The 16,882-nt window shown below is 37.8% G+C and carries 14 protein-coding genes; all 14 read left to right on the top strand.

Annotated features, from left to right (window positions below):
• Nucleotides 1-999, top strand: coding sequence for a UDP-N-acetylglucosamine 4,6-dehydratase (inverting) (gene pseB / locus N7931_RS03845; RefSeq protein ID WP_262792053.1), 999 nt, complete (start codon nt 1-3; stop codon nt 997-999).
• Nucleotides 996-2,141, top strand: coding sequence for a UDP-4-amino-4,6-dideoxy-N-acetyl-beta-L-altrosamine transaminase (pseC, locus tag N7931_RS03840; RefSeq protein WP_262792052.1), 1,146 nt, complete (start codon nt 996-998; stop codon nt 2,139-2,141). Before pseB ends, pseC begins: the two co-directional genes overlap by 4 nt.
• Nucleotides 2,138-2,830: a pseudaminic acid cytidylyltransferase gene (pseF, locus tag N7931_RS03835; protein WP_262792051.1), complete on the top strand. Its 693-nt coding sequence runs from the start codon at nt 2,138-2,140 to the stop codon at nt 2,828-2,830. Before pseC ends, pseF begins: the two co-directional genes overlap by 4 nt.
• Nucleotides 2,831-2,845: 15 nt before the next feature.
• Nucleotides 2,846-3,889 (top strand): glycosyltransferase family 9 protein, encoded by a 1,044-nt coding sequence (locus N7931_RS03830; protein WP_262792049.1) that lies wholly within the window; start codon nt 2,846-2,848, stop codon nt 3,887-3,889.
• A gap of 9 nt (nt 3,890-3,898) precedes the next feature.
• Complete coding sequence (pseI, locus tag N7931_RS03825) at nt 3,899-4,957, top strand: pseudaminic acid synthase (protein ID WP_262792047.1); 1,059 nt, start codon at nt 3,899-3,901, stop codon at nt 4,955-4,957.
• Entirely contained in the window at nt 4,957-6,042 is a 1,086-nt protein-coding gene (gene pseG, locus N7931_RS03820) for a UDP-2,4-diacetamido-2,4,6-trideoxy-beta-L-altropyranose hydrolase (protein WP_262792045.1), read from the top strand. Before pseI ends, pseG begins: the two co-directional genes overlap by 1 nt.
• 44 nt (nt 6,043-6,086) lie before the next feature.
• Nucleotides 6,087-6,599 carry a GNAT family N-acetyltransferase gene (locus N7931_RS03815; protein WP_262792043.1) on the top strand — a complete coding sequence of 171 codons (513 nt, stop codon included), beginning with the start codon at nt 6,087-6,089 and terminating at the stop codon, nt 6,597-6,599.
• A 1-nt stretch (nt 6,600) separates the two neighbouring features.
• Nucleotides 6,601-6,840, top strand: coding sequence for an acyl carrier protein (locus N7931_RS03810; RefSeq protein ID WP_262792042.1), 240 nt, complete (start codon nt 6,601-6,603; stop codon nt 6,838-6,840).
• A gap of 67 nt (nt 6,841-6,907) precedes the next feature.
• Nucleotides 6,908-7,660 (top strand): SDR family NAD(P)-dependent oxidoreductase, encoded by a 753-nt coding sequence (locus N7931_RS03805; RefSeq protein ID WP_262792040.1) that lies wholly within the window; start codon nt 6,908-6,910, stop codon nt 7,658-7,660.
• Nucleotides 7,660-9,096, top strand: a complete 1,437-nt coding sequence (locus tag N7931_RS03800; protein ID WP_262792039.1) for an AMP-binding protein — start codon at nt 7,660-7,662, stop codon at nt 9,094-9,096. Before N7931_RS03805 ends, N7931_RS03800 begins: the two co-directional genes overlap by 1 nt.
• Complete coding sequence (locus N7931_RS03795) at nt 9,089-10,159, top strand: acyl-protein synthetase (RefSeq protein ID WP_262792037.1); 1,071 nt, start codon at nt 9,089-9,091, stop codon at nt 10,157-10,159. The genes N7931_RS03800 and N7931_RS03795 overlap by 8 nt, the downstream gene beginning before the upstream one ends.
• Nucleotides 10,143-11,336, top strand: coding sequence for an acyl-CoA reductase (locus N7931_RS03790; RefSeq protein WP_262792035.1), 1,194 nt, complete (start codon nt 10,143-10,145; stop codon nt 11,334-11,336). The genes N7931_RS03795 and N7931_RS03790 overlap by 17 nt, the downstream gene beginning before the upstream one ends.
• Nucleotides 11,337-11,342: 6 nt before the next feature.
• Nucleotides 11,343-13,235 carry a sulfatase-like hydrolase/transferase gene (locus N7931_RS03785; RefSeq protein ID WP_262792034.1) on the top strand — a complete coding sequence of 631 codons (1,893 nt, stop codon included), beginning with the start codon at nt 11,343-11,345 and terminating at the stop codon, nt 13,233-13,235.
• Between the two features lie 59 nt (nt 13,236-13,294).
• Nucleotides 13,295-16,876, top strand: coding sequence for a 6-hydroxymethylpterin diphosphokinase MptE-like protein (locus N7931_RS03780; protein ID WP_262792033.1), 3,582 nt, complete (start codon nt 13,295-13,297; stop codon nt 16,874-16,876).
• Nucleotides 16,877-16,882: the final 6 nt, after the last annotated feature.

The raw sequence follows: 16,882 nt of genomic DNA, 5'->3' as shown, positions 1-16,882 counted from the left end.
GTGTTTAACAATAAATCAATTTTAATTACTGGCGGTACAGGCTCTTTCGGCCAGTGCTTTATAAGATATGTATTAACCCACTACCAACCTAAAAAATTGATTGTTTTTTCCCGTGATGAGCTTAAGCAATTTGAAATGCAGCAGACCTTTACTGATAAGTCTATGCGCTATTTTATCGGTAATGTACGAGATAAAGACAGATTATTAACCGCAATGCGCGGTGTTGATTTTGTTATCCATGCTGCAGCGTTAAAGCAAGTGCCTGCTGCTGAATACAACCCAATGGAATGTATTAAAACCAATATTATGGGCGCGCAAAATGTGATTGAAGCAGCGATAGAAGCCAATGTTAATAAAGTGATTGCTTTGTCTACTGATAAAGCTGCAAACCCTGTTAACTTATATGGTGCAACTAAATTGGCTTCTGATAAATTATTTGTTGCTGGAAATAATATAGCAGGGGCAAAAGGCACTCGTTTTGCGGTTGTTCGTTATGGCAATGTAGTTGGTTCACGTGGCTCAGTTGTACCTTATTATCGGAATTTATTAAGAGAAGGTTGTCAAAAGCTTCCGGTGACACATGCAGAAATGACCCGGTTTTGGTTAAGACTAGAACAAGGTGTAGAGTTTGTTGTTAAAAACTTTGAACGTATGCAAGGTGGAGAAATTTTTGTTCCTAAAATACCTTCGGTTCGTATTTTAGATTTAGTTGAAGCTATGAGCGGCTCTAAAGATTATGAACTTATAGGCATTCGACCGGGTGAAAAGCTGCATGAAGTTATGGTTCCAGAAGAAGTTTCTCATCAAACCTATGAATTTGACGATCATTATGTCATATCTCCAGCGATCAAATTTTTTGAGCGTGAACTAGACTACTCTAAAAATAAATTGGCAGAAAAAGGTAAATTAGTGGCTGAGCAATTTGAATATCATTCGGGTACTAATCCTCACTTTTTAACGGTTGAAGAGCTAAAAGAGCTGGATAAAAGCGTTTTATGATACCTTATGGTAAACATCATATAGATAATCAGGATATTGAAGCCGTTGTTGATGTATTGCAAAATCAGTTTTTAACTCAAGGCCAGCAAGTCCCACAATTTGAACGAGCATTAGCTGAATACTCTGGTTCAGATTATGCGCTTGTTGTTAACAGTGCCACTTCTGCACTTCATGTTGCCTGTTTAGTTTTAGGTATTGGTAAAGGCGATATTGTTTGGACAACCCCTATTACCTTTGTTGCTTCAGCAAACAGTATTCGCTTTTGTGGTGCAGATGTTGATTTTGTTGATATAGATCCGCAGAGCCGAAATTTAAACCCAAATGCATTATTAGAAAAATTAAAAATTGCAGAAAAAAATAACCAGCTACCCAAAGCGATTATTTGTGTGCATTTTGCTGGCGCAAGTTGTGATATGCAGCAAATTAGCCAAATCTGCCGATCATATAATATTGCTATTATTGAAGATGCCTGCCATGCATTAGGTGGTGATTATTTAAATCAAAAAATTGGGAGTTGTGTGCACTCAGATTTAACCGTGTATAGTTTTCATCCGGTTAAATCTATGACGACAGCCGAAGGTGGGGCAATCGTTTCTAATAATGCAAGTTTAATGAAACAAGCCGCACTGTATGCTAAACATGGTGTGACTAAAGACGCTGAGTTGATTCAAGGCGAGTTAGATGGTCCATGGGCGTATCAGCAAATTGAACTTGGATTTAATTACAGAATGAGTGATTTAAATGCTGCTTTAGGTATTTCACAACTCAAAAAATTAAATGAATTCATCCAGAAAAGACGAACTTTAGCAAAACGATATTTCGCAAAGCTCGCCCATTTACCACTCGTTTTACCGGACCAAGCCAATTTAAATACCAGTGCTTGGCACTTATTCTCAATTGAGTTTGAAGGCTTTGACCGAAAACTTGCTTATCAGAAATTACAGCAGGCTGGTATTGGTGTGAATGTTCATTATATCCCCGTCCATTTTCAACCCTATTATCAAAAGCTTGGATTTAAAAAAGGGGATTTTCCTCATGCTGAATTTTATTACTCTCGCACTTTAACTTTGCCTTTATATCCACAAATGACGTTTGAAGAGCAGGATAAAGTGATTACTGCTTTGGAACAAATTTTGTTATGAACTTAGCTATTATTCCGGCTCGTGGCGGTAGTAAACGCATTCCTAAAAAAAATATCAAATCTTTTGCCGGAAAACCGCTTATTGCGCACAGTATTGAAACAGCGATAGAATCCAATTGCTTTGATAAAATCATGGTTTCTACCGATAGTGATGAAATCGCAGAGGTCGCGACTAAATATGGCGCTGAAGTACCTTTTATTCGCCCAGCAGAGCTATCGGATGACTACACAGGCACCAGAGCGGTTACTAATCACGCCATTCAATATTATCTGGATAAAGGATTTCAAATTGAGTTTACCTGCTGCATTTATGCAACTGCACCGCTTTTACAAGCTGACTATCTGGCTGGCGCTCTAAAACAACTTCAACAACAGTTAGATAAAGCATTTGCCTTTTCAGTTTGTAGTTTTCCATTTCCTGTGCAAAGAGCGCTTAAGCATGATGGCGATGGTGTAACGCCTATGTACCCAGAACACATTGGCAGTCGCTCACAAGATTTAACTGAAGCTTTTCATGATGCTGGCCAGTTTTATTGGGGGCGCACAAATGATTATTTATCTCCAAAGGGTATATTTTCACCACACAGCCTTCCAATTTTTCTGCCCAGATACCTAGTTCAGGACATTGATACTTTAGAAGACTGGCAGACGGCCGAAATACTATATAAGCTCATTACAAAAACAGGTTAAAAACCTAGGACGACTATGAATACAGCTAGTAGTAGATTAAAAATATTAATTATTCGTTTATTAAATGTCTCTGATGTTGCGTCAATTGGCGTGCCTGCGCTGCGTTATTTTAAAAAGCAGTATCCTGAAGCACAAATTAGTTTTATGACTTTTGCTCAAGGAGGAGAAATCATTGAGCTTGCCGAACCGAGTGTCAATGTAATCAAACTGGACAAAACCGATTGGCCAGATAATTTATTACCTGCAATGGAATCGTTTTTAGGGTTTGCAGAGCAAATCGTTGGGGAAGGGTACGACCAGATTATTAATCTGGATACTAGCTTTATGGCTTGTTTTTTAACTCGATTTTTAAAAGATGCTGGTGAGCGAGTCATGGGTAATTATATGAATCAGTCGGTGCAGGAACTGATTGAAGCTTTTCAGGCGCAAACCCTGCTACCTGAATATGTTAGCGCACCAGCGCATTATATGGACTCGACTTTTGCTTTAATGAGCCGGTGGTTTAGTCGTTGGTGGGAATCCAGCTTTGTGCCGGAAAATGGTTACCCAGAATATTATTTGGCTAATTGTTGTGGGTTTGACCGGCTTGAGTTTGATATGCAAATTCAAGTAGCAGCCGATGCTGATTTAATCTCAAAAAAAGCAGCGTCAGCAAAACAAAAAGTAATCGCTTTAACATCCAATGCTCTGCCTAATTATCCTTATCTCAATGAATTAAAAACCATGCTGCAAGCCAAAGGTTATGTTGTGTGGTCTGAAGCTTTATCTGAACAGCCAATTAAACGCCAGTTAGAAAAACTAACTGCAACTGATTTACTGGTTAGCCCGCCGGCTGAGTTTTATTGGCTGGCTAAAGCGGCTCATTGTCAAACCTTACTGATCACTGGGGATTCAGATCCAGCAGTGCTTATGCCGGATTTTGTGACTGAGCCAACTCCAACTTGTACCGCTTGTTTGCAAGCTTTACAAGGACAACACTCTGAACTGCTATGTGTTTGTATTAAGCCTCAAGTGCTGGCTGAACAAATTACTGAATTATTAGACTCAATTGACAGTTAATTGATTATTATGTTGGACAAACAAATCACTATTGCCGGACGCTTAATTAGCGAACAGACCAAACCATTTGTTATTGCGGAGCTATCCGGTAACCATAGTCAAGACTTTGCGTTAGCGAAAGCTATGATCAAAGCAGCTGCTGATGCAGGGGTCGATGCGATTAAGCTGCAAACCTACACTGCTGATTCAATGACCCTGAATATTGACTCTGATAATTTTAGAATTATGGAACCGGACTCTTTGTGGTATGGCCGCCATTTGCACGAGCTTTACCAACACGCAGCAACTCCATACGAGTGGCATAAAGATTTATTCGCCTATGCTAAAGCGCTGGGTTTAATTGCGTTTAGCTCTCCTTTTGATGAAACCGCTGTCGATTTTTTAGAAAGTTTAGATGTACCTTGTTACAAAGTAGCTTCGTTTGAATTAACTGACTTGCCTTTAATCAAAAAAGCCGCTAGTACAGGTAAACCTCTTATTATGTCTACCGGTATGGCAACTGAAACTGAAATTATTGAAGCCATTAACACAGCTAAAGCTGCCGGTTGTCACGACATTATTATTTTAAAATGCACTAGCACTTACCCTGCCAGCGCAGAAAATACTAATTTAATTACAATTAAAGACATGCAGCTAAAATTTGGTTGTTTGGTTGGTTTGTCTGATCATACTCAAGGTATTGGCGTTGCCGTTGCATCTGTTGCATTGGGTGCCTGTGTGATTGAAAAACATTTTGTATTAGACCGAAATGCAGGTGGTGTTGACGCTGCGTTTTCACTTGAACCCAGTGAATTTAAAGCTTTGGTTGAAAATGCTGAATTAGCTCATAAAGCCTTGGGTAAAATAACTTATGGCGGCAGTGCTGCGGAAGAAAAATCTAAATATTATCGTCGCTCAATTTTTGTTTGCAAAGATATTAAAGCTGGGGAAATATTGAACAGTGATAATTTGAAAATTGTTCGCCCGGCAATTGGTCTTACCCCAAAACACTGGTCTCGAGTGCTGGGTAAAACCGCAAATCAAGATATTCAGGCGGGCACAGCGTTAACAGAAACTTTGTTTGATTAATGAAGCCACATTTAGAGCAGGCCGTTATTATAAGAGTGGATGCCGGTAATAACATTGGCATGGGGCACTTAATGCGATGCATTGCATTTGCTCAAGCTTGTCAAAGAGCAAAAATTTCGGCTGTTTTTTTATTAGATACGGTTACTGAAAATTTAATTAATACCTTAAAAGCGTTTAATTTTCCGTTTTACAGCCTTGCTTACCATCATAATAACGAACTCAATTACACAGAGCAGAATCAGGAAGACGAACTTACCACGCTTATACAAAAGCTTAATCGGGATTACCAGATTCAGTATTTGATTTTAGATGGCTATCATTTCACTTTAAATTATCGCCAACTTTTAAAAAGCATATTAAAAATTCATCAAATACAACTTGCGATAATGGATGACAATGGCGGAGAAATTGAGGGTGCATTAACCTGTGCCGATGTCATTATTAACCCAACCTGCATGGCAGATTCAACCCCGGATTATAAAATATTAGCACCAAACGCAACTGTTTTTGCAGGTGAGCAATATCGGTTATTAAGGCAAGAGTTTGTTGAGCAACCCCAGCTTGCGTTTACACAAAAGCGCGGCATTGTGGTTACCATGGGAGGAAGTGATCCGCTCAATTATACTGAACACTGTTTAACTGTATTAGCAAGCCTTAACTTAAATACCCCAGTCACCGTATTAATTGGTAGTGGTTTTAAACATGCGCAGAGTTTAATCAAACAAATAGAACATTTACCAAATAATTTTTGTTATATTTATCAAGCTGATAATATAGCTAAACTGTTTGCCGAAGCGGAGTTTGTTATAAGTGCTGCGGGTGGTACTCAGTTTGAGTTGTATGCAATGCAAACGCCAGCCATTTTATTAGTCTCTTTTGATAATCAATGGCGCAACAGTCAGGCCGCACAACTACAGGGTTGGGCTGAAGTATTAGATTTCAGACAAAAATTTGATGCATTGCAGTTAAACGATGCGGTTAAGCAAATGATGCAGGATAAAGTAAGGTATCAAATGCAGGAAATTATGACGAATAGCAGCCGTGCGGGCGCAGACAATCTGGTTGAGGCGTTAATACAAAATTAAGAATTATGACTGACCTAAAAATTGACATCCGAGCTTATTCAATAGTGCTGAAACAGATTGACGACAACAATTATGCTCTGTTGCAGCAGTGGCGTAATCAGCCCGAAATTCGCGAACAAATGGTTAATCAACAGCTTATTTCAATGTCTTCCCATCAAATTTGGTACGAATCAGTTAAACATGCGCTAAATCAGCAGCATTTTGTTATTTATTATAAAGATTTAGCGATTGGTTCAATTAATATCAGAACAAGGCAAGCGTATTTATATCAGGCTGACTCAGCCGAAGTGGGTCTATATATTGCCGAGGCTAAATATAAAAATAATATTCTCGCGTTTGCGCCGTCACTAGCGATTAACGATTATGCCTTTAACGATCTTGGCATCAATCACTTAGCGAGTAAAGTCAGGTTAACAAATCAGGCGGCGATTAAATATAATCAGCAATTAGGTTATCAGTTTTCTCCACTTGATGAAGACTTTACAGAAATCAAACTGACGGCCGATAACTATAACAATGCAACTAAACAATTAAAAACTTGGTTAAGTAGAGGATAAAGTGGCGAAATTAGAACAATTGAAAACAGCCTTTGTAACCGCTTTAGGTATAGAAGACTCTGAAGTTACAGATTCATTAGCATATAGCGAACATGCTAAATGGGATTCGACCGCCCACATGGTACTCATTGCAGAAATAGAATCTCAGTTTGAAATTATGCTGGATACTGACGATATCATCGACATGAGCTCTTTTGCTAAAGCAAAAGAAATACTAGCCAAATACGAGCTTGAATTTTAGGCCTGCCAAGCAAAATGAAGGCAGTTTGACTAAACTGAATATAACAAACTGAGTTAACTTTATATTTATGGCTAAACGCGTTTTTATCACAGGGGCAACCGGCGGCATAGGCAAAGCTTGCGCAAGACTTTACGCAGCACAAGGTGCCAGTTTAATGTTGACCGGACGAGATTCAACCAAACTGAGTGAACTTAAATCTCAGTTAGAGGATGAGTTTGCCGTTAAAGTGGAAACCGCGATATTGGATGTCAATCAGGTTGACGACTTCAAGCCAGCATTTATGCAGGTACAAAAACAGCTTGCCGGACTGGATATACTGGTTAACTGCGCGGGCACTTTATATGAAAGCAGTTTGATGACCAGCAAAATTGAAGATATTCAGCTACAACTGCAACAGCATTTAACCTCGAGTATTTTATTAGCCCAGTTTGCCAGTCGTTTTATGGTGCGTAATACACATGGCGGCAGCATGATTTTTATCTCATCTGTTGTTGCTATGCAAGGCAGCGCAGGGCAAAGTGTATATGCCTGTGCTAAATCAGGGTTACATGGTTTAACAAAAAGCTTGGCTAAAGAATTAGGCACACAGCAAATCAGGGTAAATTTGGTTGAACCCGGATTTATTGAAACGGCCTTAGTTGAACACTACAGTCAGGATAAAAAACAACAAATTGCCGAACAAACCTGTTTAAAACGTTTGGGTAAAGCCGATGATGTTGCACAGCTTATTCTGTTTCTGACGTCCGATGCTGCGAGCTATATTACCGGTCAGAATTTTGCGGTTGATGGTGGATTGACACTGACCAATGGGACTCATTAATGCAAGGTTTCTGTGATAATAACCTTGCCATAAAGCAGGGATTTATATTTGATGCAGAGTCGCAAACTAAACTCAGTTATTTCGAACTGAATCAAAAGATTGAAGACCTGATTCATACTTTCCCTGAAGGGAAATTTTTATATGCAGTTAAGGCAAATAATAGTTTAGCCGCGCTGATTACTTATCTGGCCTTGCTGAGAAGTGGGCAATGTATTCTATTACTTGATCCAAATCTTAATGCTGAACAAAAACAGACTTTGCTAAATCAATATCAGGTTGAATTTTTATTTGATTTGGCTACTACAGAATCAGATAAGCAATTACCCCAATTTATAAAGACTGGCTATCAAAGTGATATAGCAATCCATGCCGACATAAACCTTTTATTATCAACCAGTGGATCAACTGCCAGCCCTAAACTGGTTAAACTCAGTTTAAAAAATCTGGCCGCCAACTGTGAGTCAATTCTAGCTTATTTACCGGTTAAACCTGACGATACGCAAGTTTGCACTTTGCCTATGCACTATAGTTTTGGATTATCTGTATTGCACACGCATTTACAGCAAGGTGCCAATATCGTCTTGAATAATTTTAGCCTGATGCAAAAGCCATTTTGGGAATTGATAAAAACGTATCGGCCTCAGGGGTTTTATGGTGTGCCATTCAGCTATCAGTTGCTCACACAGTTAGGGTTAAAACGTTTACCGCTGGATTCTTTTAGTTATTTTGCTCAGGCTGGTGGCAAAATGCCGCTGAAGATTACTGAGTTAATGCATAGCTGGTGTGCTGAACTGCATAAACCATTATTTATAATGTACGGGCAAACCGAAGCCACGGCACGCATTGCCTATTTAAAACCAGAAATACTGGCTGAAAAAATGCAGTCAATCGGTCAGGCAATACAGGGTGGTAAACTTAAACTGTGCGATGAAGCTGGCCGAGAGATTGTGCAAGCGCAAACGATAGGTGAGCTGTATTATAGCGGTGATAATGTTTGTTTAGGACTTGCTGAAAATCGAGCTGATTTGGCGAATATAGAGGCAATCGACTGGTTGGCAACGGGGGATTTAGCTAAATTTGACCAAGAAGGTGATTTTTATATTACCGGTCGTTTAAAACGATTTATCAAAATTACCGGCAAACGAATCAGTCTTGATGAGGTTGAGCAAATTTTTGCGTCTTTGCTGACTGAAAATCAAATTCAAACTGCATATAGCGTGGTGGGGCAGGATGATCGTTTGCTACTGGTTGTAACTGATTTACTGGACGATGAGCAGCAAGATAAACTGGTTAATGAGATTGCAGGACTATTGGCTATTCATCAAAAGTATGTTCAATTAAAGCAGATTACCGTTATTCCAAGGTTATCGAATGGAAAATGCGATTACCCTGAGATTAATCGTCAATGTCTGAATCAGGATGCTGTCAATGTTTGAGTATCAGAGCGATATTTTGACTCTACCGGTTTACGGCTTAAAAAAAGCAGAAAAGCAGGCTTTTCTCAATCAAACTTTACTCGACTTAAGTCGTTATCATTACCAGCACTCAGCTCATTATAAACGATTGATAGACTGCTCCGGATTCGAATTTGAACAAAAAACGGCTCAAGATTTGATTCCACTTGCCGCTAGATTATTTAAAGACTTTGAATTAAGTAGTATTGAATCGCAAAATGTTTTCAGACAAATGCGATCTTCTGGTACAAGCGGGCAAGCCTCTAAAATTGTACTGGATGCCAACTCGGCTAAAAGACAAAGTCAAATACTGGTTAAAATTTTACAAGCCTGGCTGGGCAAACAAAGACGACCCATGTTGCTGATTGATTCAGCAAGCACAATTAAAATTGGCGGTGGCATGTCAGCGCGAGCTGCAGGTTTACAGGGGCTATCATTTTTTGGCAGAAATCATTGTTACGCTCTGGACGACAATATGCAGCTGGATGTTGAGAAAGTAACTGAGTTTGCTGAACAGTTTAAGCATGAGCCTGTACTGATATTTGGTTTTACCTTTATTGTGTGGCAGCAGTTCATTCAAGCTTTAAAAGCAAAAAATATTCAATTGAGTCTTGATAACGCTATTTTAATTCATGGTGGCGGCTGGAAAAAAATGCAGGAGCAAGCTGTGTCAGATGAATTGTTCCGCGAGCAAATTAAAATGCAGTTGGGCAATGTCTCGGTGCACGATTATTACGGTATGGTAGAACAGACAGGTACTATATATATGCAATGCGAACACGGATATTTGCACACGCCGGTTTGGTCTGATGTATTAATTAGAAACCCTCAGGATCTAACTTTAGTCAAGCAGGGGGATATTGGTTTAATTCAGGTTAATTCTGTGCTCGCGACCAGCTATCCGGGGCACTGCATTTTAACCGAAGATTTAGGCAGGATAGTTGGAGAAGATGATTGTCAGTGTGGCCGTTTAGGTAAATACTTTACAGTGCACGGACGAGTACCCAAAGCACAGGTGAGAGGCTGCAGTGACACATTCGCTTAAATTTGCAGAACAAGTCAAATGGCATATCAGGCCTGCGAGCTCTGAGGCGGTTGTATATGCGCCGTGGCATGCTGATCTGCTAAAAGCAGTATCGGGTTTTTCAGATTTTATTTTAAAACAAGCAGAACTTCGCCAGTACCCTGAAATTATCGCGCTTGCGTTCTGGTTCAGAGCATCTCATTTAACCAAGCTGGCAGAATCTGGCAAACATCAAATCACAGATACGCAACCAACTAACGCTAATAAAGTATTTCATATCGCGCCTGCTAATGTGGATACCGTTTTTTTATATTCGGTGCTGTTATCTGTTTTGACGGGCAATCAGAATATTGTCAGAGTGAGCGAACGTAGTGGTGATGTCACCTGGGTATTGGTAGAACTACTGAAACACTATCTTGCGATGCCGGTTGCCAAACCCATTAAAGATAAAATTGCGATTACCCAATATTCCTCACTGCAAGAAACGGTCACCGAACAGTTTAGTGTTTGGGCAGATTTACGAGTGGTTTGGGGTGGCGATAATGCGATTGAGGCAGTTTCAAAAATTGCCCCAGGCACCAGACAAATCTGTTTTCCAGACCGATTTTCAATCGCGGTCATACAATTAACGGATAAGGATGATATTCAGGCGGTTGCTCAGGCATTTTTAACCGATATTTTACCTTTTAATCAGCAAGCCTGTTCTTCTCCTAAAGCGATTTATTGGCTAAATACACCTGATAATATTCAGCACGCATTTTGGCAAACAATTAAAGAGCAACTTAAAAATAAAGAGCATCAGCTAGGGCTGAGCAATAAGGTTGAGCAGCATATTTTGCTGCAAAAGCTAGCGGCAGCTCAAGCAATTGAATTAAATGATAATTCTGGCAACAAAATTGCTTCTTTTGCCAAAATACAAAGTATTGGCCAGTTAGGCAGAGCAAAAGTCAAAACTTTGACTGCGCAAATGTTGGCCCAACATACTGGAAATGGCCTTGTATTTGAAATGGACATCCAGGCTGACAACGAATTACCTTTTGCTGAAAAACTGCAAACTATCAGTCTATTTGGCAACGTGGGTGCAAAATTAAACAAAGAGTCTGGTATGTTTAAGCGGATTGCGCCGTTAGGCAAAGCATTAGAATTTAATCCCGTTTGGGATGGTATTGATTTAATAAAATCTTTTTTATCTATTTAGGAATAAATGGCAGAGCATTCTTTGATGAATTATTTTGAACAAATTACTCCTGATTTTTGTTTGTTATTTCTAAATCTTTTGTTTTGCTTTCAGATGATCAAGTCTTTTAGATCGCTAAGAGGGGCATTAGTTTCATTTTTGAGTTTGAGAGATGTAACAGTAATTTTTATACTTACCTTGCCCGTAGTACTTATGCTACAACTAAGAATTGGTAATAGTATTTTAATTACGCTTATATCTGTTTACTTATTTGTATTGTGGTTAGATGCAGCGTTATTTGTGCAATATAAAATAGAAATTAATACCCAATCTATTTTTTGGTTTTTTACTGGAAGTAAGGGGTTGATTAAAGGTATTCCGCACTTAGTTGATGTCTTCAAACAATTTCCTCCAGCTTTGTTTTTACCTGCAATATTCCCTATGTACTTTTTGTCTCCGGTAGGATTTGCGCTACTCATCTTTGCTTCAATTGTGACTTTAATTCTAACTAAGCGAAATGTGTCGAAATTGCTTTTACTTGTTTTGGGTTTAATCAATATACTGGTTTATATTTACCAACCCAATGGAAAATTTAGTAATGCCATATTTTTAAGTGTTGTGGTGTTTATCTTAGTGATGAATTTGTTTAAAAAATATACTTCTGCTAAAACGGCCTTCTTTTCTTCTCCCTTGAGTGTTATAAATTTATTTCGGAAAAATACACTTGTTTATAAACCGCAAGACAATGTAAATTTAAATGATGAATTGAAAAGTTTCATAAATGCAGAAAAAATCAAACAGATAAAGACAAATGAATTTGCTTCACTTCAAGGTGCAAATATCATTTTAATTACATTAGAATCTCTAGGAACCTACATCGAACCATACAGCGACGCTGTACCGTCAATGTTGTCAAAAAGGTTTCGTCAAAATCGATGGTTTTCAAAATCCCACTTTTGTTTATGCCCCAATACAACAGTGTCTACTAATCAAATTTACACTGGGGCATATTCCAACAACCCATATAATCGGGAAGATTCAATATTTGAGGGGGATTCTCCAGAGCATATCAACACTTTAAAAAATGCTGGTTACAAAACCTTTTTTTTAGACTCCGCAGATACTAATCTGTATGACTATCGGAAGCTACTGAAGCGTATCGGATTTGACAAAGTTTGGGGAACCGATGATTTGATTGGTGACAAGGAAATGGCCGATTATCGGTTATTGAATATGATTGAGCCATTAGTACAAGAAATAGACAATAGCCCGTTTTTTTTACACATCATAAATGATCAAACCCATATGCCCTATAAAGTCGTTAAGAAAGAGCAATTTAATCGCCATAAGGGCAATTCAAATAAGTCAGTTTATCTTAATGCAATAGAAGAAGTTGATTCCATCCTCGAACGATTTTTAACCGAGTTTGGGGAAAAGATTGATTTATCCAACACATTAATTGTATTTACCGGTGATCATGGTGAGTCATTTGGAGAGTACGGGTACAGTTTCCATAGTAACTCCGTTGTGAAAGAACAGATTCAAGTCCCGTTTATGATGACGCACCCTAAATTAACTGATAAGAATATTGAGCATTCTTGTCACTTTGATTTATTTCCAACATTTTTTGATCTTTTGGGCATTGATTATAATTACGCTTGTTTAGGCAGCCCATTAGCACTAACTAATAGAGCAAAACAATATTTTTTTCACTCGGCGACGCTCAAAGGTAATTCTCCTGCTAACTTTGGTGTATTGATCGACGACGAGTTTTTCTGGATTGATCAGTTATCATCTCAGAATCATATTTTTAATTTCGAAACTTCATTCCCGAAAAGAAAGCCAAATTTTGACAATATTAGGGCTCTTACAATTGAAGCGTTATCCAAACGAAAATTAGCAACATTTGGAAAAAATTAACTGTTTAGCAGCTTACAAAGCATAAAAGCGCTGCTGGAAAAGTACTTAAGGTTATAAAAATGTTAAAAGATATACGTATTCATCTTTTGAACGACGAACAAGAACAGGCAGAGATCGAAGAGAAAAACTCAGCGGACATTCAGCGTAATCATTTACGCAACATTCAAGCTTTTGCTGAGAACATCCCCTCTTTGTTGCCAAGCGTCCAGAACATAACGGCTGAGAGCATATCGGTTTTCGTTAACAAAAATGGTGAGTATAATATAGTCGATTATGGTCAAGGTAGAACGCTTTATGGGGTGAACCCAAATAAGGAAATTATTCAACATATATTTGAATATTCAGAACATGCAAATTACATTGATTTTGATTGTCATCCGCTTCAAATTTCAGAATCTGAGTCGAAACCTGATGGACTTGATATTTTAGAAACATATCAAAAACATCTATCATTTAAGCCCTTGTCTAAACGGATAGAAGTTTTGGTTGTATTTGGTATTGGTTTAGGAACTCATTTGAAGTACTTAATAGAGAATTATGAAATCAAACATTTGGTAATTTATGAACCTGAAGAGCAGTACTTTCACTGCTCAATATTGGCTTTAAATTGGGCGCACATCTTTTCAGAAATTAAATCCAAAAATACAAATATATATTTACAGTTGGGTAAAGATGGAAGAGACTTACTTGCGGATATGCAGGAGTTGAAAAGTCATTTCAATATACCAGGTTTTTATTATTATAAGCATTACAACCATCCAGTATTCAATAAAATACATTCGGCATTATTGAATGAAAATTGGAGAGCATTGTGTAAAAAAGGTGTATCGATTGAATTTCGTAAAGACCCTAACCAATATTTGCCTCATTGGACGGAAGGGGTAAAGTTGGATAGTTATAGTTTGGTTAATCAGTCACGATCGGATTTATTCTCAAAAAATTTAGCTGCATTTAAAACGTATTTCCCGAAAATATATTCTGAATTTAAAGAGTACCAGCCTAAATACTGGATACCTATTACTTCTGAAAATAGTGAAGTAAACCTGTTACACAAAGAGTTGTTAGCTACTTTATATGGAGCTTCTCCAAAAGAACAATGTAATATTAGTGCCGAGTTTTTTAAACGTTTTCCAAACAAAGATGGTTTAGTGTTAGGATATACTGGGACAAAACTTAAGCATTATACTCACTATAAATTTGTTGCAAAAACAGAATCTTTTTTGGCCAACGTGGATGAAAAAGCGCAATCACTTCCAAAAAATATTAAGTCTTTAATTGTTTTTGGACTTGGAGTTGGTTACCAGTTAGAAAATTTGTTAAATTCTCATACAGTAGAAAATCTTTTTATTTGTGAACCTAATAGAGACTTCTTCTATTCGTCATTGTTTGCATTGGACTGGGTAAAAATATTAGATACAGTTAATAAAACCGGTGGGCGCCTGTACATTAATATTGGTGATGACGGACGCAACTTATTTCGTGATCTTTTGCAACAATTTTATTCGATTGGCCCCTATATTCTAGCAAGTACCTATTTTTATCAGGGCTATTTCAATACAGAGTTGGTTGAAGCTGTTGCGCAATTGCGGGAACAGCTTCAAATCGTTATTTCAATGGGTGAGTATTACGACCATGCTAGATATGGTATCGCCCATACAATCGAAGGTATATGTCGCAATTATCCTATGTTGAAAAAGGATTCTGAATCAACATTTAATCGCTACGAAAAGCAACTTCCAGTATTTTTCATTGGTAATGGTCCATCATTGGACTACGGTATCGAATACATCAAGCAATATCGAGATAGCGTTATTCTTGTGTCCTGTGGCACGGCTTTGATGCCGCTGTATAAAAATCGAATAGTCCCTGATTTCCACGCTGAGATAGAACAAAATCGTTCTACATTTGATTGGTGTTCTCGGGCTGGTAGCTCCGAATACCTAAAACAGATAAGTCTGATTAGTTGTAATGGTATTCACCCTGATACATGTGATTTATTTAAAGATGTTTATATTGCTTTTAAAGAAGGCGAATCATCTACTGTGTCTTCCCTAGAAATTTTAGGGCGAGCTAATTATGAAGAGCTTCAGTACTCTTTTCCAACTGTTTGTAATTTTGCTTTAAACGTTTTTACTAAGTTAGGTTTTAATCAGTTGTATTTGTTCGGGGTTGATTTGGGATTTAATGACCAAGCTAAACATCATTCTAAACAATCCGGTTACTATAACGAGAGTGGAAAGGGCATATACAATTATGCGATGAAAAATAATACTTCGCTAACTACGAAAGGGAATTTTAGGAAAACAGTATTTACCAAGCATGAGTTTAAAGTTTCGCGAACTATTATTGAACAGTTACTTGTTCGATCAAAAGTCGATTGCTACAATTGTAGCGATGGTGCCTTTATCAGAGGTACGCAAGCTTTAGACCCCGAATTAATCCTTCTTTCGGAAGACCCTTTAAGGAAGGCAACTGTTCTTAACAAACTCAAAAGTGAAGCTTTTACTGCATATCAAGGAAGTGGCACTTTTTCTGATGCTTTTTCAGAGAAATTTATGGGCGAGGGATTCATTGAGGATTTGCGCCGCTTCGTGAAATTAGCTCAGAATGACTTTGAATCAAAAGAGCAAGTTGAAGCGTATGTTGATCAGCAAAAACATATACTATTTAAATCTTATTCAAGTGGGCGGTCACTGCTTTTTTATCTTTTGTATGGAACAGTAAACTATGTAAATTCTGTCTTTCTCAAAATTTGCACAAATGAAGTATTTGATTTGCAGGACCTGAATCTAATTCGAGGTGATTGGCTTGCTTGTCTTGAAAAGATTAAACGAGATGTCAGTTTGAATTTGTTCGAATTTGATTACACGAGCACTTTGGCGACTCAAAGAGAATTGAGTCATATTAAGCAATTTAATGCTCAGTTCGGAATGTGGGCAAGTTCTCGATTATCAGACATGATCAAAGAGCAAACTCAAAATCTGCTAGGACATCCGATCGAACAAACTACTGAACTGTCCCCGTTGAAATACAAGACTTGGGCAGTAATAGTGACTAGTCATGAGGATTTAGTCACGTTAAATAGCCAGTTTTGCCAAGAAAAATTATTTTCCCAAAGTGATGGCAACAGCTTTATAAATCATATCTATGCATTAGTGACTAACCTTGAATATGTCGATTTTCTTAAAAATATGGTTGCTGGAACTTTGACTAAGTTAAGTTGTGTCTTATTTGTTGATTACATCAAAGAGCAAAATGATTTGGTGCTGTTTGAACAATCCAAAAAACCTTGGTTATTTGAAAGTAATTATGTGTGGTGGCTATTGAAGCTTATGATAAACAAACACAAACCATCCCTATTAATACCTAAAATGTTCTATTCTAGGATAGAGGAAAATAACTTTTTAGAGAGTAAGCAAGAAACTGCTGTATTGTCAGAACTTCAAGCATATAAAGGTTTTTATGAATTCCATGATTACCTTGGTTTTGACGACAATGCGGGTGAGTATCATTTTGTTGATTCTGTGGGGAATCGTGGTATTTGGCGCGACATAGTTGAACTAGATTCAAAATTATTTGTTAATGACTTTACCAAAAAAGAAACGTTAGAATTGATGAAGCCCGACAGGCAATTTTATTAAACTACT

It is taken from the genome of Catenovulum sp. 2E275 (genome assembly GCF_025515275.1).
Taxonomy (GTDB): Bacteria; Pseudomonadota; Gammaproteobacteria; order Enterobacterales; family Alteromonadaceae; genus Catenovulum.
Note: the sequence above shows the minus strand (reverse complement) of the source record. Positions and strands in the feature narration are given on the sequence as shown.